Here is an 18,713-nt window from a genome sequence, read left to right on the forward strand (position 1 = left end):
CCCCGGTGGTCGCGGATGATCTCCGCGTACCGGTGGCCGGTCCCCTTGATGGTGCGGGACTGGGTGCGGTAGTCGACGTGGACGAGGCCGAAGCGCTTGTCGTAGCCGTAGGCCCACTCGAAGTTGTCCAGCAGCGACCAGGCGAAGTAGCCGGCCAGCGGGGCGCCCTTGCGGACCGCCGAGGCGCAGGCCGCGAGGTGCTGGACGAGGTAGTCCTGGCGCTCGGGGTCGTCCACGGTCCCGTCCGGGCGTACGACATCGGGGTAGGCGGAGCCGTTCTCGGTGACGTACAGCTTGCGGGCGCCGTATTCGACGGTCAGGCGCAGCAGCAGGGTTTCGATACCGCCGGCGTCGACCTCCCAGTCCATGCCCGTGCGGGGGAGGTCCGGGCGGCGGATGGCGCGGGCGTGCGGGGCCGGGCCGGTGGGGTCGTCGGCGACGGTGGCCGGGAAGTAGTAGTTCAGGCCCAGCCAGTCCAGGGGTGCGGCGATGGTGTCCAGGTCGCCGGGGCGCTCCGGCAGTTCGACCCCGTACACCTCGCGCATGTCGGCGGGGAAGCCACGGCCGTGCACCGGGTCCAGCCACCAGCGGTTGGTGTGGCCGTCCATGCGCCGCGCGGCGGCCTGGTCCTCCGGCCGGTCGGTGGCCGCCTCCACGGTGTTGAGGTTGTTGACGATGCCGACCTCGGCGCGTGGCGCGGCGGCCCTGATCGCCTGGGCGGCGAGGCCATGGCCGAGCAGCAGATGGTACGAGGCGCGGACCGCCGCGGTCAGATCGGTGAGCCCGGGCGCCATCACGCCGTCGAGGTGGCCGATCCAGGCCGAGCACAGCGGCTCGTTGAGGGTGGTCCAGTGGTGCACCCGGTCGCCGAGGCGGTCGGCCACCACCGAGGCGTACGCGGCGAAGTGCTCGGCGGTGTCGCGCTCGGGCCAGCCGCCCCGGTCCTGGAGCACCTGGGGCAGGTCCCAGTGGTACAGGGTGACGGACGGGGTGATGCCCGCCGCCAGCAGGCCGTCGATCAGCTCGTCGTAGAAGGCCAGGCCCTTGGCGTTGACCGGCCCGTCGCCGCCCGGCACCACGCGTGGCCAGGCGATGGACAGCCGGTAGGCGTTGGTGCCGAGCCGCTTCATCAGCCCGATGTCCTGGCGCCAGCGGTGGTAGTGGTCGCAGGCCACATCGCCGTGGTCGTCGCCCGCCACCTTGCCGGGGGTGTGCGAGAAGGTGTCCCAGATCGAGGGCGACCGTCCGTCCTCGGCGACGGCTCCCTCGACCTGGTAGGCGGAGGTGGCCGTGCCCCACAGGAAGTCGTGCGGGAAGGCTGTGAGGTCCAGGAGTTCGGACACGTACGTCCTTTCAGAGGTGGGAAGGCCGGTCACTTCACGGCTCCGGCGGTGAGTCCGGCCACGAGATAGCGCTGCAGCAGCAGGAAGCCCGCGACCACGGGGACACTGACGACGAGCGAGGCGGCCATGACCTGGTTCCAGTACACCTCGGACTGGGTGGCGTAGCCCTGGAGGCCCACGGCGAGGGTGCGGGTGGTGTCGTTGGTCATCACCGACGCGAAGAGCACCTCGCCCCAGGCGGTCATGAACGCGTAGACGGCGACGGCGACGATGCCGGGGATCGCGGCCGGGACGACGACCCGGAACAGCGCGCCCAGCGGTCCGCAGCCGTCCACCAGCGCCGCCTCGTCCAGATCGCGTGGCACCGAGTCGAAGTACCCGATGAGCATCCAGATCGAGAACGGCAGCGAGAAGGTGAGATAGGTGAGGATGAGGCCGCCCCGGGAGCCGAAGAGGGCGATGCCGGTGGCGTTGCCGATGTTCACGTAGATGAGGAACAGCGGCAGCAGGAAGAGGATCCCGGGGAACATCTGGGTGGACAGGACGGTGACGGTGAACACCCGCTTGCCCCGGAAGCGGTACCGGCTGACCGCGTACGCGGCGAAGACGGCGATCACCACCGAGCAGACGGTCGCCGCGCCCGCCACGATGGCCGAGTTCATGAAGTACTTGGCGAGCGGGACCGTCGACCAGATGTCGATGTAGGGGCGGATGGTCAGCCCGCTCGGCAGCCAGCGGAACGTCCCCGAGACGTCCTCCAGTGGCTTCAGGGAGCTGGAGACCATGACGTACACCGGCAGCAGGACGAACCCGGTGAGCAGGGTGAGGAAGATCCGGCGGGCCCAGAGGAAGGACCGGGGGGCGGCCATCGGTGAGCGGGGCCGCACCGGGGAGGTGCTAGACATCGGCCGTCTTCCTTCGTCGGGAGGTCAGCAGGAGGTACAGGCCCGTCACCACGAGCAGGAAGAGCAGCAGCAGGACGGACATGGCGGACCCGGTGCCGAAGTTCCAGGTGGCGAATGTCGTCTGGTAGACGTGGATCGAGATGAGGTCCGCGGCCTCCGGCGCTGCCCTGCCGAACAGCACATACGGTGTGTTGAAGTCGTTGAACGTCCACAGGAACAGCACCAGCACCAGCACCTGGTTGACCGGGCGCAGCGAGGGCAGGGTGATGCGGCGGATCTGCTGCCACATCCCGGCGCCGTCGAGGGCGGCCGCCTCGTAGAGCTCCTTGGGGATGTTCTGCAGACCGGCCATGACGACGAGGAACGCGAACGGCCAGCCCTTCCACACCGACACGGTCAGCAGGGCGATGAAGCTGTTGTCGCCGATCAGCCAGAACGAGGGCTTGTCGGTGAGGCCCAGCTGATCGTGGAGGACGTGGTTCACCAGCCCGTTGTCGTGCTGGAACATGAACGCCCAGGTGATGACGGCCGTGTAGACGGGCAGGGCGTACGGGACCAGGAACAGGGTGCGGAGCACACCCCGTCCGCGGAAGGTGTCCTGGAGGAAGATGGCGGTGGCGGTGCCCAGCAGCCAGCACAGCCCGACCGACAGCACGGTGAAGCCGCAGGTGACCCAGAACGAGTGGAGCAGCGCCTCACCGGCCGGCGCGTTGATGTCCACCGAGAGCTTGTAGTTGTCGAAGCCGGACCAGGGGGCGGCGGTCCAGTCCCGGATGGAGAACCGGGTGAGCACCTTGAAGCTCATCAGGATGCCCATCACCATCGGCACCAGATGGACCAGGAGCTCGAGGACCAGGGCGGGCAGGAGCAGCAGATACGGCAGTCCGATGCGGCGGATCCGCCCGGGGCGGCGCGGGCCTCGCGCCGCCCCGGGGGTGCTCCCCGACACGGTCCGCCGGTCTGCCTCGGCGGTGGCGGTCGTGGTGGTCATAGGGGTGTCCGCGCTCACTTCGCCGGCATCTGCTGCTGGGCCTTCTCCAGCTTGGCCTTCACCGACGCGGTGGTCACCGGGCGTCCGGCGGCGGCGTCCGCGAACAGCTCCTTGACGGCCGTGCCCACGGACGTCTCGAACTGCGACTCGTCGGCCACCTGCGGCAGCGCCTCGGCGCTCTTGGCGAGGGTGTCCCGCAGGGCGGCCGTCGCCTGGGTGTTGAACGCGGGGTCGGACTGGGCGGCCTTGACCGGCGGGATGGAGCCGTACGCCTTGTTGAGGATCTTCTGCTCTGCGTCGCTGGTCATGAACTTCACGAACTTCAGGGCGCCGTCGTGGTTGTCGGTGTTCTTGAAGACGGCCAGGTTGATGCCCGCGACCATCGAGTTGACGGCGGTGCCGGTGCCGGGGGTGCCGGAGCGCACGGGCGCCGGGGCCACGCCCCACTCGTCGTCCTTCATGCCCAGGGAGGCGAAGGTGGCGGAGGCGGTCTGCCACAGGACCATGGCCGTCTTGCCCTTGGCGAAGTCGCTGAGGGACTGGTTCTGCGCGTACTCGGCGTTGCCCGGGGCGATGATCTTGTCCTTCGCCATCAGGTCGACATACTGCTTGATCGCGGTGACCGCGCCGTCCGAGGTGAAGTCGGGCTTGCCGTCGGCGGTGAAGAAGTCCGCGCCGTGCTGCTTGGCGAAGACGAACACCTGGTGGATGTTCTCCGAGAGGTTCGCGCCCTCGGCGCCGAGACCCCATTTGCCGTCCTTGGAGAGCTTCTTGCCGTCGGCGACGACGTCGTCCCAGGTGGCGGGCGGCTTGGAGATGCCCGCGTCGGCGAACATCTTCTTGTTGTAGTAGAGCGCGTACGCCATCGAGTACAGCGGCACCGCGGCCGGGTCCTCGCCCTTCACCCCGGTCGAGCCGAGGGCGGAGTCCACGAAGCGGTCCTTGCCGCCGATGCTGCCGAAGTTCTTGTCGTCCCACGACAGCAGCGCCCCGGACGCCTGGAGCGAGGCGCTCCAGGTGTTGCCGATGTTCAGCACATCGGGGCCCTGGCCGGAGGTGGTGGCGGTGAGGATCCGGTTCAGCAGCTCGGACCAGGGGATGACCTCCAGTTTCACTCTGATCCCGGTCTGTTTCTCGAACTTGTCGAGCTCGGGCTTCAGGACCTTCTTGTCCACCGTGATGCTGGCGCCCTGGTTGGAGGCCCAGTACGTGAGCGTCTTCGGCGAGTCGTTGGATCCGCCGCCGCCGGCCGTCGAGGAACCGCCGCCGCAGGCCGAGACGGCGAGGGCGAGTGACAAGGTGACGGCGCCTACGGCCGCGACTCGGATGCTGCGCATGGCTCCTGGTGTCCCTTCCGGGAGTGGTGAATGCCAAGAAGGGCCCGGGTACGCAACCGCGTTCAACTCCCGAAGCCGCTCACGGCTTAATTTAGGACGTGAGTTAAACCTCAAGAGAAGGTCGCGTCAAGAGATCCGGCGGAGGTATCTTGCGGCGCGGAGTCCGGAGTTGAGGAGGCCAGGTGACGGCGAACAACGGCCGTACGGTTCGTGACCTGCGGCGGGAGAACCGTGCCGCCGTGCTGCGCCGGTTGTACTTCGACGGGCCGATGAGCCGCTATTCGCTGGCTCCCGCGACCGGCCTGAGTTCAGGTTCCATCAGCAATGTGGTCGCCGAACTGCTCGCCGAGGAGCTGGTGGAGGAGGCCGGAAGCGTCGACTCCGACGGCGGCCGACCCCGCACCCTGCTGCGGATCGCCCCGCACAGCGGCCACATGATCGGGGTGGATGTCGGCGAGACCCGGGTCCGTGTCGAGCTGTTCGATCTCGCGCTGGCCGAACGGGCCCATGCGGACCGGCCGTTGCCCACGCGCGGTTCCGAGCACCGGGACCGCTACGACAGCGAGCTGATCGCGGGCCATATCCGCGACGGCATCGCCGAGGTCATGGAGGCGGCCGGGCTCACCCCCGATCGGCTCCTCGGCGTCGGCATCGGCGTCCCCGGCATCGTCGAGCACTCCGAGGAGGGCGGTGCGGTGGTGCACGGCCAGCCGATCGGCTGGGAGGCGGTCCCGCTGGAGCGGATGCTGCGCCGGCCGGGCCATCTCCCCCAGGAGGTCCCGTACTTCATCGAGAACGGCGCCAAGACGCTCGGGCAGGCCGAGATGTGGTTCGGCGCCGGGCGCGGTGCGCGCAACGCGGTGGTGGTGCTCTTCGGGTCGGGCGTCGGCGCCTGCGTCGTGACCGACGACGTCGAGCACGGCCGGGCGGTGGAGTGGGGGCATCTCACCGTGCGGGTGCGGGGCCGCCGGTGCCGCTGCGGGGCGCTGGGCTGTCTGGAGGCGTACGCGGGCGCGGAAGCGCTGCTGGAACGCTGGCAGGAGGCGGGCGGGCGGCCGCCGTCCGACACCGACGAGGAGACCGCCCTGACGGCGATGCTGGCCGCCGCCTACCCCGACGACGACGGCGGCGACCCGGACCCGTTGGCGGCCGCCGTCCTCGCCGAGACGGCGGAGTACCTGGGCGCGGGGCTGTCCGACCTGATCAACCTCTTCCAGCCCGAGCGCATCCTGGTCGGCGGCTGGGCCGGTCTCCAACTCGGCGCGCGCTTCCTGGACTCGGTGCGCCGCCACGCGCTCGCGTACGCGCTGCCGTACCCGTCCGGACGCGTCGGCATCGACCTGGGGGCGCTGGGGCCGGACGCGGTGACGGTGGGCGCCGCGATCCTGCCGCTCGCCGACTTCTTCGCCCGCGGTGGGCGCCGCCTGCCCGCCGGGCCCTCGCCGGAGCCGTCCCCGGCGTGGCGCACGACCCTGGGCACGCGGCTGGCGTAGGGGCGGGCCGTAGCGCCGTATGCGGGTGGCACAGGGGGCGACGCACACGTCCGGCGCAGGGCTACGCCGACTCCCGTAGCCCTACGCCGACTCCCGTACCGCTACGCCGACTCCCGTACCACCAGCTCCGGTTCGAAGAGGACCGCGACCGGATCGGTGCGCAGGCCCCGGACGTGCTCGTCGAGCAGCCGGGCCATCGCCGCCGCCATGTCCTCCACCGGCTGGCGCACCGAGGTCAGCGGCGGCCGGCAGGTGGCGGCCACGCTGGAGTCGTCGAAGCCGACGACCGCGACATCCTCGGGCACCCGCCGGCCGCGCTCCCTCAGCACCTGGCAGACCCCCTGGGCCATCAGGTCGTTGGCCGCGAACACCCCCTCCACATCGGGGTGTTCGGCGAGCAGCGCGGTCATCGCCGCCACCCCGCTGTCCAGGGTGAAACCGCCCTCGGCCACCGGAACGTACGGGTGGCCGCCGCGGGCCATGGTGTCGCGGAACCCGGCGAGCCGCTCCTGGCTCGCCGCCACGGCCGACGGCCCCGACACGGTGGCCACCTTCCGGCACCGCCGGGCCAGCAGGCGCTCGGCGGCGATGCGGCCACCGTCCCAGTGCGCCAGGTCGACGTGGCTGAGCGCCACCGGCCGCACGGGCCGGGCGAACAGCACGGCGGGCAGTCCCGCCTCGGCGAGCAGCGCGGGCAGTGGATCGTCGGGGTGGGTGGACACCACGAGGGCCCCGTCCGCGTTCCCCTGCCGCAGATACCTCACCACCTCCTGCCTGGCCTCGGGGGACTCGGCGAACATCAGCACCGGGTGCGTCGAGCGTGGCCGCAGGAATCCCACCACGCCACCGACCACCCGGCCGAAGAACGGGTCCGCGAACACCCGGGCGGCGAAGGCGTTCTGCTCCTCCTCCGAGGTGTCCCCGGCCCCGGAGACGACGAGCGCCACGGTGCCGGTGCGCCGGGTCACCAGCGATCTGGCCGCCCGGTTGGGCGCGTAGCCGGTCCTCTCGATCGCCAGGCGGACCAGGTCCTGGATGGCCGGATCCACGTTGCGGACACCATTGACGACCCGGGACACGGTCGCCCGGGAGACACCGGCCTCCCGGGCGACATCCTCCAAGGTCGGGGCCTGTCGGTTCATGTCCGCACCCTAGTGGCAGCGTGTCCCGGGGGCATAGAGCGCTCTCCCGCCACCGTCGGGGACGCGCCAGGACGCCCCGGGGACGGGCCCAGGACGACGACCGGCCACGGCTCGGCCTCAGCGCCTCAGCGGTAGACGCCGAACTCGTAGAGCGAGTAGCCGTAGCCCGTGCCACGGGCCGTGCCGTGGACGCGGACGTAGCGCCCGGTGCCCGAGACGTCGAAGTCGTCCACACCGCCGTTGCCGTCGGTCACCTCACGGACGGTGCGCCAGTTGCTGCCGTCGTCGGAGGTCTGGATGGTGTACGCCTTGGCGTAGGCGGACTCCCACACCAGCTGGACGTGGGTGAAGGAGGTGGACGCGCCGAGGTCGACCTGGAGCCACTGCGGATCGCTCCAGTCGGCGGCCCAGCGGGTGTCCGCCTTGCCGTCCACGGCGTTGGCCGGGGTGCAGGGGCAGTCGCCGCCACCCGTCTGGTACGAGGAGGCGGTGGCAGGCCTGCCGAGGGCCACGTCGGTGCCGTTCACAGCGGGCGGGACCACCCGCATGGAACGGGTCTCGACGCCGACGTTGCCCCTGCCGTCGGTGGCCTTGACGTACACCTTCCACACCCCGGGGCGGTCCGGCGCGGTGACCCTCAGCCGACCGCCGCCGAGGTCGGTGGCGGACAGCGGGATGAGCCTCTTGTCCTTGTCGAGGTACATCGTGCTGCCCAGCACCTGGTAGGAAATGGCGTCGCCGTCGGGATCGGTGGCCTTGACCGCGAGCGTCAGGTCGCGGCCCGCCTCCACCTTGGCGGCATCGCCCTCCACGGCCAGTGAGGAGATGACCGGCGGTGTGTTGTCGCGCGAGGTGTCCGCGCCGTACGCCTTCTTCACCGCGTAGTACGACAGCCGCTTCTGGCCGGCGGGCAGCAGATTGAACCAGACGCCACCGAAGTCGTCCTCGGTGCCGTAGTGGAACATCGTGGCGCCGAGCGCGACGCCCTTGTGGCCGGTGACGCAGTTCCACGCCTTGGTGTAGCCCGCGGCCTTGGCCTGGTCGGTGGGCTCCTCGGGCACACCGTTGGAGTCGTCGGGGACCTCCCACTCCCCCGCCGGGCCGGTCTCGGTGACGATGTACGGCTTGGTGTAACCGCCCTGCTCCCAGGCGGCCTTGATGTCGCACACGGCGTTGTAGGAGTTGACGGCGTACAGATCGAGGTCGGGGGCGTTCTTCTTGTAGTACGGCCACGCGCCGGTCCAGGCGTCGGTGGAGGTCACCGGGTGGCCGGGGTCGATGGCATGGATCTTCTTGGCGATGTCGTTGACGAACGTGGTGTAGGCGTCCCGCTGCCGCTCCAGCTCATCGCCGCTGTAGCAGTTCTGGAGGCCGAGCACCGACTCGTTGCCCACATTCCACATCAGCACGCCCGGGTGGTCCTTGTAGGCGGAGACCCATTTGGTGAACTCGGCGGCCATCTGATCCTTGTAGGCGGTGTCCGTCCGGTAGTTCACACAGCCGCCGCTGCCCGGGCCGCCACCGGGCTGGAGCCAGAATCCGGCGATCACCTTGATGCCATGCGCGGCCGCGGAGTCGAAGAGGGGTTTGCTGGTGGCGTCGGTGCCCCAGGTGCGGATGGTGTTCACGCCCATCGACCGCAGATCGGGGAGGTAGCGGTCGGCGTCCGCGATGGCGGGGCCCCAGGTCAGGCCCTTGATCTGATACGGCTGGCCGTCCACGGTCAGCCGCCAGTCGCCCTGGGCGCCGGTGACCTTGACGACGCTTCCGGCGGCGTGTGCCTGCTGGCCGGGCAGCGCGAGGGCACCGGCGGCCAGCAGACCGGCGGCGAGGGGCGCCGCGATACGGCGTGGGGAGGTACGGATCCGGGTCATGATGGTGTCTTTCGGTGTGTCGGCGGGGGAGTCGAGTGCGGACGGCCCGGCCGCGGCGGTGTGTCCCGCGAGCGGCCGGGCCGCGGTGCTACGGCAGGTACAGCAGCTACGGCAGCCGCGGTGCTACGGCGGCTACGGCGGCTACGGCAGCTCGTAGTTCTCGTCGAGGGCCGCTCCGGCCTCGGGGTGGGTCTGGTCATAGCCGCGGGCGTCGCACTGGAGCGCCCCGACCACGCAGTGGTCGACGAGCGCCTTGAGCGTCGGCGCGTCCCAGGCGTTGAAGAAGTCGTAGTGGAACGACCAGCTCGGACCGCTGGCCAGCCTCGCCCGGGAGAGGTCACCGTTGACCGGGAAGGCCATCTTGAACTCGACCATCGGCAGCGCCACCGGGTGGTCGGCGGGGCACACGTTGTTGTTCGTGCCGGGATTGACCACCGGGTAGGCCATATGGCTGCGGTGGTCGGGCGTGTCCAGGTACTTTCCGTCCCAGCAACTGGGCGCCTGGAAACGGATGTTGAGCTGGACCTCGGGACGGCTCGGGCAGTCCTTGGGGAACTCGACGTTGAAGAAGCTGTCGCCGCACTCCCAGCCCTCCACGAAGCCGGGGTGACGGCGGAACTCCTCGGCGGTCTGCATCGGGTCGCCCACCACGAACCGCAGCCCCTTGGGGAACGGCCGGACACTGGTGTAGTCGGTCACGCCCGCCTTGTAGTAGATGGTCTGCGGGCCGATGGGCAGCACCGGCTTGTCGCCGTCTGAGAGCGTGGGCATCCAGTAGCCCGACTTGTCCCCCGGCGCCTTGCAGGTGGTGCGGCCGGCCTCGAGGGAGGCCGTGGTGCTGGCCGCGTCGGTCGTGGTGTTGCCCATGAAGGTGTGGTCATGGGACGCGCCCGGCTGCTGCGGATGCACGATGGGGTCGTCCGGTTTGGTGTGGCTCACCGAGCAGTTGGCCTGGAACTCGTGGAAGTAGCGGTGGGGCGGCTCCTTCGTGGACGGGGTGACGCCGGTGACCGGCGGGTTCGCGGGAATGTAGCCATCGCCGTCAGGGTCCTCGGGCGAGGAGGCGGACGACGCCGCCATGGCGTGCCCCGCGTGGGCCACGTGCCCCGCATGGGCCGCGTGGGCCGCCGTGACACCGCCGCCCGCGGACTTCGCCACGGGCGTCTCGGCGCTCATCGCGATACCACCGAGCCCGAGCGAGGTCAGCAGCAGCGCGCCCGCGATCAGGGTGCCTGAAACGATCTTCGATCTCCGTGCCATGGAGACTCCTGCCACATGGAGAGAGGGTGAAGGTGGCCGGGCGGCCCTCGCACGGCGAGGACTCGCGGTGCCGTGGGTGCGGGCCGGGCCGCCCGAGTGACGGGCCGTCACCGGCCCGCGACAACAGTGGGAGAGCGCTCTCCGAGATGGGAGTGTCCGGGCGGGGACGCGAAGGTGTCAAGGCTCGAGCGGAAAGGATCAGACGCCGGTTCCCCTTTCCCTCTTGAACACAACAGCCAGGGGCACGGCCGATCACAAATCTCCCCAAGTTCCCCCGAACCAGCGGATTAACCAGGGCAGTTGACGTTCAAAAAGCAACAACATGTAAGGACTGCGGTCACAACTCTTGACGAGTCGTTCACATGGATGAAGCATGCGACGGCAAGAGAGCGCTCCCTCACCCCCCATCCCGTTCATTTACTGAACCAGGAGAGACGCCCCTATGACGCCTTCCCCCACGTCTTCCTCCTCCGGCCGCTCCGCGGTCGGCCGCCGGGCGGTGCTCGGCGCCGCGGCCGCCGTCGCATCGGCCCCCGCCCTCGGCGGCCTGGCCACTCCGGCGGCCGCCGCCTCCTCGGGGCGGGGCAAGAGCCCCAAGGCCCTGCCGGGCGGCGGCGACCTCGGCCCGAACGTGATCGTCTTCGACCCGTCCACGCCCGGCATCCAGGCCAAGCTGGACGAGGTGTTCAAGAAGCAGGAGTCGGCCCAGTTCGGCACCGGGCGCTACGCCCTGCTGTTCAAGCCCGGCAGCTACAGCGGGCTCAACGCCCAGATCGGCTTCTACACCTCCATCGCCGGGCTGGGGCTGTCCCCCGACGACACGACCATCAACGGCGACATCACGGTGGACGCCGGGTGGTTCAACGGCAATGCCACCCAGAACTTCTGGCGCTCGGCGGAGAACCTCGCGGTCGTACCGGTCAACGGCACCAACCGCTGGGCCGTGGCGCAGGCGGCCCCCTTCCGGCGGATGCACGTCCGCGGCGGGCTCAACCTCGCCCCCAACGGCTACGGCTGGGCGAGCGGCGGCTACATCGCGGACAGCCGCATCGACGGCCAGGTCGGACCGTACTCCCAGCAGCAGTGGTACACCCGCGACAGTGCGATCGGCAGCTGGCTCAACGGCGTGTGGAACATGGTGTTCTCCGGTGTGGAGGGCGCGCCCGGGCAGAGCTTCCCCAACCCGCCGTACACCACGCTCAACACCACCCCCGTCTCCCGGGAGAAGCCCTTCCTGTACCTCAACGGCGGCGAGTACCGGGTCTTCCTGCCCGAGAAGCGCACCGACGCCCGCGGCGTCACCTGGGGCAACGGCACCCCCAGAGGCACCTCGCTGCCGCTGTCGCAGTTCTACGTGGCCAAGCCCGGCGTCACCGCGGCCACCCTCAACGAGGCGCTCACCCAGGGGCTGCATCTGCTGCTCACCCCGGGGATCTACCACCTCGACCGGCCGGTCCAGGTGAACCGTGCGAACACCGTCGTCCTCGGGCTCGGCTACGCCACCCTCATCCCCGACAACGGCGTCACCGCGCTGAAGGTCGCCGATGTCGACGGGGTGCGGCTGGCCGGTTTCCTCATCGACGCCGGACCGGTGAACTCCGCCACGCTGCTGGAGGTCGGGCCGCAAGGGGCCTCGGCCGACCACTCGGCCAACCCCACCACCGTCCAGGACGTGTTCATCCGCATCGGCGGCGCGGGCCCCGGCAAGGCCACCACCAGCATGGTGATCAACAGCCGGCACACCATCGTCGACCACACCTGGGTCTGGCGCGCCGACCACGGCGACGGTGTCGGCTGGGAGACCAACCGCGCCGACTACGGCATCCGGGTCAACGGCGACGACGTGCTGGCCACCGGGCTGTTCGTGGAGCACTTCAACAAGTACGACGTGCAGTGGTTCGGGCAGCGGGGCCGCACCATCTTCTTCCAGAACGAGAAGGCGTACGACGCCCCGAACCAGGCGGCCATCCAGAACGGCTCCATCAAGGGCTACGCGGCCTACAAGGTGGCCGATTCGGTGACCACGCACGAGGGATGGGGGCTCGGCAGCTACTGCTACTACAACGTCGACCCGAGCATCGTGCAGCACCACGGCTTCGCCGCGCCGAACGCGTCGGGGGTGAAGTTCCACAATCTGCTGGTCGTCTCGCTCGGCGGCCAAGGCCAGTACGAGCGCGTCATCAATGACACCGGATCTCCCACCTCGGGCACCTCCACCGTGCCGTCCACCGTGGTGTCATATCCCTGATCTACGATGCCTCGCGGGTCGGTGCCCCCGGTGAGCCGCCCCTCGAAGTGCCGACCGCCCAGGAAGGACCACACGCCATGGCCACCACCCCCGTGCGCGACCGCTCCACGATCATGGTGCTCAACGGACCGAACCTGAACCTGCTGGGCCGCCGGCAACCCGAGATCTACGGCACCGACACGCTGGCCGACATCGAGAAACTGGTGGCCGAGACGGCCGCGCCGCACGGTCTGACGACCGACTGCCGGCAGAGCAACCACGAGGGCCAGCTGATCGACTGGATCCATGAGGCCCGGGAGCGCCACGCGGCGGTCATCATCAACCCCGCGGGGTACTCCCACACCTCCGTCGCCCTGCGCGACGCCCTGGCCACCTGCGACGGTCTGCCCATCGTGGAGGTGCACATCTCCAACATCCACCAGCGGGAGAGCTTCCGGCACCACTCCTATGTCTCCGCGCTGGCCAGCGGGGTGATCGCCGGCTGCGGTGTCCAGGGCTACGCGTTCGCCGTCGAGCGGGTGGCGGCCCTGCTGGCCGCCGCCAGGGCGTAGGCGTACGACGCCTCAGGTCCTCCTGATCAGACCTCAGGCCCTGATCACCCGGACACCGGCCTCGGTGTACGGAGCGACCAGCTCCTCATCGGCGCCGGTGTCCGTGACCAGCACATCGATCTCGTCCAGTGCGCAGATCCGGGCGAACGCCCGGCGGCCCAGCTTGGAGCTGTCGGCCACGACCACCACCCGGGCGGCCCGGCCGGCCATGAGGTGGTTGATGCTGGCCTCGCCCTCATGGTGGGCGGTCGCGCCCTGGACCGTGTCCAGCGCGTCCACACCGAGGATCGCCAGGTCCAGCGACACCTGGTCCAGCACCCCGGTGGCCAGCGGCCCCATCAGCTCGAAGGACTGCGGACGGGCCACCCCGCCGGTGAGCACGATCTTGACCTGAGGGCGCACCGCCAGCTCATTGGCGATGTTCAGGGCGTTGGTGACGACCGTGACGGCCGGGCCGCCGCCCGGCGCGGAGAGGTCGCCGCGCGTGGAGAGGGCGCGGGCGACCTCGGTGGTGGTCGTCCCGCCGTTGAGCCCGACGATCGAGCCCGGTTCGGCCATCCGGGCCGCGGCCGCGGCGATGCGCTGCTTCTCCGAGGCACGCCGGGCGGTCTTGTAGCGCAGCGGCAGGTCGTACGAGAGATTGTGCGCGACCGCGCCGCCGCGGGTGCGCGTCAGCATCTGCTGCTGAGCGAGTTCATCCAGGTCGCGCCGGATGGTCGCGGCGGACACCGCCAGCTCGGCGGCCGCCTCCTCGACATCGATCCTGCCGTCCCTGGCCAGCAGATCCAGCAGGGCGTTCCAGCGCTCGGGCCGTTTCACGCCGATCACCCTACCCGCTCCCCGCATGCATCGGCTCTGGACTTCCGTGCGTGATTCTGCGCATTATCGGCCCGTACGAAACAACTCCGCGCATCCATAGTGCTCGGGCCATCCGTGCGACGAGGGGAGTCCCATGAGCCACACCGAGGCCGAGATCGCGAGCCAGCCCGACTGCTGGCGGCGCGCCATCGCCCTGGCCCGGGATCCGGAGGGGCCCGTACGGGCGGCGCTGCCCCGGGCGGGTGAGCGGGTCGCCGTCGTGGGCTGCGGCACCTCGTGGTTCATCGCCCAGTCGTACGCGGCGCTGCGCGAGGCGGCGGGCCAGGGTGAGACGGACGCGTTCGCGGCGTCGGAGATGCCGTCCGGCCGCGCCTATGACCGGGTGGTCGCGCTGTCCCGGTCCGGCACCACGACCGAGGTGCTGGAGCTGCTCGGCGCGGTGCGCGGCCGGGTGCCCACCACCGTCGTCACGGCGGTCCCCGACTCCCCCGTCGTGGGCGCCGCGGACGCCGCGGTGGTGCTCGACTTCGCCGATGAGCGGTCGGTGGTGCAGACCCGCTGGGCCACCACCGAACTCGTCCTGCTCCGCGCCCACTTGGGCGCGCCACTGGACCATCTGGAGGCGGACGGGGAGGCGGCGCTCGCCGAGCCGCTGCCCGGGCCGCTCGTGGACGCCGGGCAGTTCACCTTCCTCGGGCGGGGCTGGACCTACGGGGTCGCCCAGGAGGCCGCGCTCAAGATGCGCGAGGCGGCGGGGGCGTGGACCGAGGCATATCCGGCCAAGGAGTACCGGCACGGCCCGATCAGCGTGACCGGCCCGCGGAGCGTGGTGTGGTGGCTGGGCGAGGGGGCGTCGGACGTGGCGGACGAGGAGATCGCCCGCACCGGTGGCCGGGTCGCCGGCTTCGGCCGCGACCCGCTGGCCGAACTGGTGGTGGTGCAGCGGCTCGCGGTCGCGATCGCGGCGGCGCGCGGGCTCGACCCCGACGAGCCGCGCCATCTCACCCGCTCGGTGATCCTCGGCTGAGCGGAGCCGAGCGGGGACGGGCGGAGCTGAGCGGGTCGCGCGGGTACGGGCGGATCGCGGGATACGGGACAGGACCGGAACACGGGAACGGGCGGAAGGAGCCGGTAGATGCCGCTGGTGGCCACCGGGGAGATCGTCGGGGCGGCCGCACGGGCCGGGCTCGGCGCGGGTGCGTTCAATGTCATCCAGATCGAGCACGCCCAGGCCATCGTGGCCGGGGCGGAGGCGGCGGGCGCGCCGGTGATCCTCCAGATCAGCGAGAACGCGGTGCGGTATCACGGCGCCCTGGCCGCCATCGGGCGGGCGACCGTGGAGGTGGCCCGCGCGGCGCGGGTGCCGGTGGCCGTACATCTGGACCACGCCACCGGGCCGGAGCTGGTGCGGGAGGCGGTGGACCTCGGCTTCGGCTCGGTGATGTTCGACGCCTCGGCCCTGGACTACGACGGCAATGTGGCGGCGACCGCCGAGGTGGCGGCCGGCTGCCATGCCCACGGGGTCTGGGTGGAGGCCGAGTTGGGCGAGGTGGGCGGCAAGGACGGCGTCCACGCACCGGGCGCCAGGACCGAACCGGCCGAGGCCGCCGCCTATGTGGCGGCCACGGGCGTCGACGCGCTCGCGGTCGCGGTGGGCACCTCGCACGCCATGGTCGTCAAGGCCGCGGTGGTGGATCTGCCGCTGGTCGCGGCGCTGCGTGCCGCCGTGCCGGTACCGCTGGTGCTGCACGGCTCCTCCGGGGTGCCCGAGGCGGATCTGACCCGGGCGGTGCAGGCGGGGCTGACGAAGGTGAACATCGCCACCCATCTGAACGTGGCCTACACCCGGGCGATCCGCGACCATCTGGCCGGCCACCCCGAGGTGGTCGACCCCCGCCGGTATGTCGCGGCCGCGCGGGAGGCGGTGGCGCGCGAGGTGACCCGGCTGCTGAAGCTGGTGCGAGCCACGCCCTGAGGAGCACGCGGGAGAACCACGCGCCGGGCATCGCGCGCCCGAGCATCACGCGCCGAGAATTACGCACTGAGCGCGTCTGCGGGAAGTTGCCGCGAACGCCGCCGGTTCGCGCGGCAATACGCATCGCCTTCCGTGGCGCCAGCGTATTGACATGAGCTTATCAACTCGCCCAAGATGCCCCCGTCGAGGTTAGGAAAGCTTCCTAACAAAGGGGTGTCCTATGCGCAAGCGTTTAGCGTTCGTGATCGCCACGGCCGGTCTGCTGGCCGGCTCCGTCACCGCCGGCGCCCACGCCAACACCCGGGGACCCGCACCGGCCCCCGCGTCCACCAAGGAGGGCACGGTCACCGCGGCGCAGCTGCTCGCCAAGGTGCAGAGCTGTTCCCAGATATCCAGTGGCAAGTACCGCACCGACGAGGAGACATCGGCCACCGTCCCGGTCTGCGGTGCCAATGGGGCGGTCTTCTGGAAGGCCGACATGGACGTCGACTGCGATGGCCAGGTGACCTCCCGGTGCAACGAGGACACCGACCCGTGGTTCCAGGACGACACCGCCTTCCACCAGTCGGACGGCAAGCCCCTCATCGCCGACAAGCTGCCGTATGTCGTGGTGCCGAGCCCGAGCTCCACCTGGGACTACCGGCAGGCCGGCATCAAGGGCGGCGGTGTGGTCGCGGTCATCTACAACAACAAGGTCGAGTACGCGGTGGTGGGCGACACCGGGCCGAACGAGATCATCGGTGAGGCGTCCTACGCCACGGCCAACGCGCTCGGCATCGACCCCGACCCGGAGACCGGCGGCGCCGAGTCGGGGGTGACGTACATCCTGTTCAAGAACTCCTCCGTCTCCCCCATCGAGAACCACGACAAGGCCGTGTCGGTCGGCGACGGCCTGGCGAAGCAGTTCGTCCAGAACAACTGACCCGCCATCATCGGAGAACGTGCGGCACAGTCGCACGTTCTCCGATGATTTTTCCCGGGCCGGGCGGTCTGCACCGGTGAACGCCGCGACAGGAGGTGGACGTTGACCGGTCCCGAGCCCGAGAATCCGCCCATGCCGTCTCCGGCCGTGCTGGTGCTGGCCCAGCCGGTCACCCGCGCCGAGGTGGCGCGGCTGTGCGAACGGCTGACCGCGCTGGCGCGCCGGGCCGGTCCGGGGCCGGTCACCGTGGACGTGGGCGGGGTGGGGCGGCCGGACCTGGCCGTGGTCGAGGCCCTGGCCCGGCTGCGACTGACCGCCGGCCGGCTGGGGCGCGGGATCCAGCTCCGCAACGCCCGCGGCGAACTGCGGCGGCTGCTCGCCTGGACGGGGCTGGACGAGGCCCTGACGGCCCCCGAGGCGTTAGGCCACGCCCTCGGGCCCGAGCCGGGCGGGGAGGCCGAACAGCGGGAAGAGGCGCTCGGTGTCCAGGAAGGAGTTGAGCCCGGTGATCCGGCCCCCTGATATCTCCAGGACCTGAAGCGCCCAGGGCTCATGGCGGCCGTGGGCGCCACCCGGGCGGTACTGGCCGAAGGCGGGCGCGCCGTTGGCCACGGTCGGGACCAGACGGGAGCCGCGGCAGCCGATGCCATGGCCCAGCAGCCACTGGCGGATGTCCTCGTGGCCGCGCAGCCACAGTTCGTACGGCGGCATGGAGAGCGTGGCGTCCTCGTGCAGCAGGGCGGTGAGGGAGTCCAGGTCATAGCGCTCGAAGGCGTCCACATAGCGGGCCAGCAGCGCGCGCTGCTCCTCGTCCAGCGGCTTGACCGGGTCGGAGTCGCTGACCTGGCTCGCGGCGAGGGTGGCCCGGGCGCGCTGCAGCGCGCTGTTGACCGACGCGACGGTGGTGCCCAGCAGCTCGGCGACCTCGCTCGCCTTCCACGCCAGCACCTCGCGCAGGATCAGCACCGCCCGCTGGCGGGGCGCCAGATGCTGGAGCGCGGCGATGAACGCGAGCCGCACCGCGTCCCGCTGGGCCGCCACCTCGGCGGGGTCTCCCCCGTCCGGCAGCACCTGGCCGTCCGGGACCGGCCCGATCCAGGTGGCCTCCGGCTGCTCGGCGAGCGCGGCCGGGAACGGGGTGGCCGCGGAGGTCAGATCCATGGGCCGGGCCCGGCGCTTGCTCCCGCTGAGCATGTCCAGGCACACATTGGTGGCGATGCGGTAGAGCCACGAGCGCAGCGCGGACCGGCCCTCGAAGCGGTCCAGCCCCCGCCAGGCGCGCACCATCGTCTCCTGCACCGCGTCCTCGGCCTCGAAGGCCGAGCCCAGCATCCGATAGCAGTAACCGGTCAGCTGCGTGCGGTACGGCTCCAGCTGGAGCTCGACACCGGCCGCGCCGTCCACCGCCGCCACATCACCCATCGCCGCACCTCGATCGTTTCGATCGTTCTTCGGACTCCCATTGGCGCCAAACCTAGCGGGCCCCACTGACAACGGCGCCGACCTGCGGAAACGACAGACGGCTCGGGGCGCCGGACGGGTGACTCAGGACACCGGCCGGGCGCTGACCGCGGCGGCGTGCACCTGATGACCGCCGCTGGCGATCATCCGTACCTCCGCGCGGTCGCTGATCTCCGCCCGTACGATGCCGGTGTCGTCCACGTACACGGGGTGGCCGCCCGCACCGCTGCTCTCCGTGCGGTGCACCACGACGACGTCCTCGGCCCCCGGGTCCGGGGCGGCCGAATCCATGAAGACCAGCTCATACCTCTCTCGGCTCCGCATCACGCCCTCCTCCGCACCGACCCGCCCCTGCCATCTCAAACCGGGACATTCAACACTATCGCTCGGGC

At 70.8% G+C, this 18,713-nt stretch carries 17 protein-coding genes; 7 read left to right on the forward strand and 10 right to left on the reverse strand.

The genetic code is table 11. The features are described from left to right. The 4 genes from GWI24_RS10120 to GWI24_RS10135 all read right to left on the reverse strand — a co-directional run. Positions 1 to 1,343 (reverse strand): GH1 family beta-glucosidase (locus GWI24_RS10120; protein ID WP_210945566.1); only part of this gene is annotated, 1,343 nt, incomplete at its 3' end. Between the two features lie 29 nt (positions 1,344 to 1,372). Then, positions 1,373 to 2,248 (reverse strand): carbohydrate ABC transporter permease, encoded by an 876-nt coding sequence (locus tag GWI24_RS10125; RefSeq protein WP_210945567.1) that lies wholly within the window; start codon positions 2,246 to 2,248, stop codon positions 1,373 to 1,375. Continuing rightward, positions 2,241 to 3,239: a carbohydrate ABC transporter permease gene (locus tag GWI24_RS10130; protein WP_210945568.1), complete on the reverse strand. Its 999-nt coding sequence runs from the start codon at positions 3,237 to 3,239 to the stop codon at positions 2,241 to 2,243. The genes GWI24_RS10125 and GWI24_RS10130 overlap by 8 nt, the downstream gene beginning before the upstream one ends. A 14-nt stretch (positions 3,240 to 3,253) precedes the next feature. Further along, entirely contained in the window at positions 3,254 to 4,576 is a 1,323-nt protein-coding gene (locus GWI24_RS10135) for a sugar ABC transporter substrate-binding protein (protein WP_210945569.1), read from the reverse strand. A gap of 182 nt (positions 4,577 to 4,758) precedes the next feature. Between GWI24_RS10135 and GWI24_RS10140 the strand changes: the two genes are divergently transcribed. Beyond that, a complete protein-coding gene (locus tag GWI24_RS10140; protein WP_210945570.1) occupies positions 4,759 to 6,069 on the forward strand; it encodes an ROK family protein in 1,311 nt (436 codons plus the stop codon). A 101-nt stretch (positions 6,070 to 6,170) separates the two neighbouring features. Here the strand turns inward: GWI24_RS10140 and GWI24_RS10145 are convergent, their stop codons facing one another. The 3 genes from GWI24_RS10145 to GWI24_RS10155 all read right to left on the reverse strand — a co-directional run bounded on the left by GWI24_RS10145 (position 6,171) and on the right by GWI24_RS10155 (position 10,345). After that, positions 6,171 to 7,211 (reverse strand): LacI family DNA-binding transcriptional regulator, encoded by a 1,041-nt coding sequence (locus GWI24_RS10145; RefSeq protein ID WP_210945571.1) that lies wholly within the window; start codon positions 7,209 to 7,211, stop codon positions 6,171 to 6,173. Between the two features lie 125 nt (positions 7,212 to 7,336). Next, entirely contained in the window at positions 7,337 to 9,085 is a 1,749-nt protein-coding gene (locus GWI24_RS10150) for a discoidin domain-containing protein (RefSeq protein WP_210945572.1), read from the reverse strand. Between the two features lie 141 nt (positions 9,086 to 9,226). After that, positions 9,227 to 10,345 (reverse strand): DUF1996 domain-containing protein, encoded by a 1,119-nt coding sequence (locus tag GWI24_RS10155; protein WP_210945573.1) that lies wholly within the window; start codon positions 10,343 to 10,345, stop codon positions 9,227 to 9,229. 442 nt (positions 10,346 to 10,787) lie between these two features. Between GWI24_RS10155 and GWI24_RS10160 the strand changes: the two genes are divergently transcribed. Both GWI24_RS10160 and aroQ read left to right on the forward strand, forming a co-directional pair. Next, positions 10,788 to 12,593 carry a coagulation factor 5/8 type domain-containing protein gene (locus tag GWI24_RS10160; protein WP_210945574.1) on the forward strand — a complete coding sequence of 602 codons (1,806 nt, stop codon included), beginning with the start codon at positions 10,788 to 10,790 and terminating at the stop codon, positions 12,591 to 12,593. 77 nt (positions 12,594 to 12,670) lie between these two features. Then, entirely contained in the window at positions 12,671 to 13,144 is a 474-nt protein-coding gene (gene aroQ / locus GWI24_RS10165; protein WP_210945575.1) for a type II 3-dehydroquinate dehydratase, read from the forward strand. A gap of 33 nt (positions 13,145 to 13,177) precedes the next feature. On the opposite strand, the gene GWI24_RS10170 is transcribed toward aroQ, so the two are convergent. Next, positions 13,178 to 13,963 (reverse strand): DeoR/GlpR family DNA-binding transcription regulator, encoded by a 786-nt coding sequence (locus GWI24_RS10170; RefSeq protein ID WP_210945576.1) that lies wholly within the window; start codon positions 13,961 to 13,963, stop codon positions 13,178 to 13,180. A gap of 133 nt (positions 13,964 to 14,096) precedes the next feature. Between GWI24_RS10170 and GWI24_RS10175 the strand changes: the two genes are divergently transcribed. The 4 genes from GWI24_RS10175 (at position 14,097) to GWI24_RS10190 (ending at position 17,382) form a co-directional block, all read left to right on the forward strand. After that, complete coding sequence (locus tag GWI24_RS10175) at positions 14,097 to 14,990, forward strand: SIS domain-containing protein (protein WP_210945577.1); 894 nt, start codon at positions 14,097 to 14,099, stop codon at positions 14,988 to 14,990. Positions 14,991 to 15,098: 108 nt separating this feature from the next. Further along, positions 15,099 to 15,938, forward strand: coding sequence for a class II fructose-bisphosphate aldolase (locus tag GWI24_RS10180; protein ID WP_210945578.1), 840 nt, complete (start codon positions 15,099 to 15,101; stop codon positions 15,936 to 15,938). A gap of 220 nt (positions 15,939 to 16,158) precedes the next feature. Continuing rightward, the gene (locus tag GWI24_RS10185; protein ID WP_210945579.1) at positions 16,159 to 16,860 is read left to right on the forward strand and encodes a glycoside hydrolase family 75 protein; all 702 of its coding nucleotides are present in this window, start codon (positions 16,159 to 16,161) and stop codon (positions 16,858 to 16,860) included. 132 nt (positions 16,861 to 16,992) lie between these two features. Then, positions 16,993 to 17,382, forward strand: a complete 390-nt coding sequence (locus tag GWI24_RS10190) for an STAS domain-containing protein (protein ID WP_210945580.1) — start codon at positions 16,993 to 16,995, stop codon at positions 17,380 to 17,382. On the opposite strand, the gene GWI24_RS10195 is transcribed toward GWI24_RS10190, so the two are convergent. Both GWI24_RS10195 and GWI24_RS10200 read right to left on the reverse strand, forming a co-directional pair. Then, complete coding sequence (locus GWI24_RS10195) at positions 17,281 to 18,282, reverse strand: sigma-70 family RNA polymerase sigma factor (protein ID WP_210945581.1); 1,002 nt, start codon at positions 18,280 to 18,282, stop codon at positions 17,281 to 17,283. The two genes, GWI24_RS10190 and GWI24_RS10195, sit on opposite strands and share 102 nt — an antisense overlap. A gap of 123 nt (positions 18,283 to 18,405) precedes the next feature. Continuing rightward, complete coding sequence (locus tag GWI24_RS10200) at positions 18,406 to 18,645, reverse strand: DUF6296 family protein (RefSeq protein ID WP_210945582.1); 240 nt, start codon at positions 18,643 to 18,645, stop codon at positions 18,406 to 18,408. Positions 18,646 to 18,713: the final 68 nt, after the last annotated feature.

The sequence above is a fragment of the Streptomyces sp. MK37H genome, from assembly GCF_018035285.1.
In the GTDB taxonomy this organism is placed as follows: Bacteria; Actinomycetota; Actinomycetes; order Streptomycetales; family Streptomycetaceae; genus Streptomyces; species Streptomyces endocoffeicus.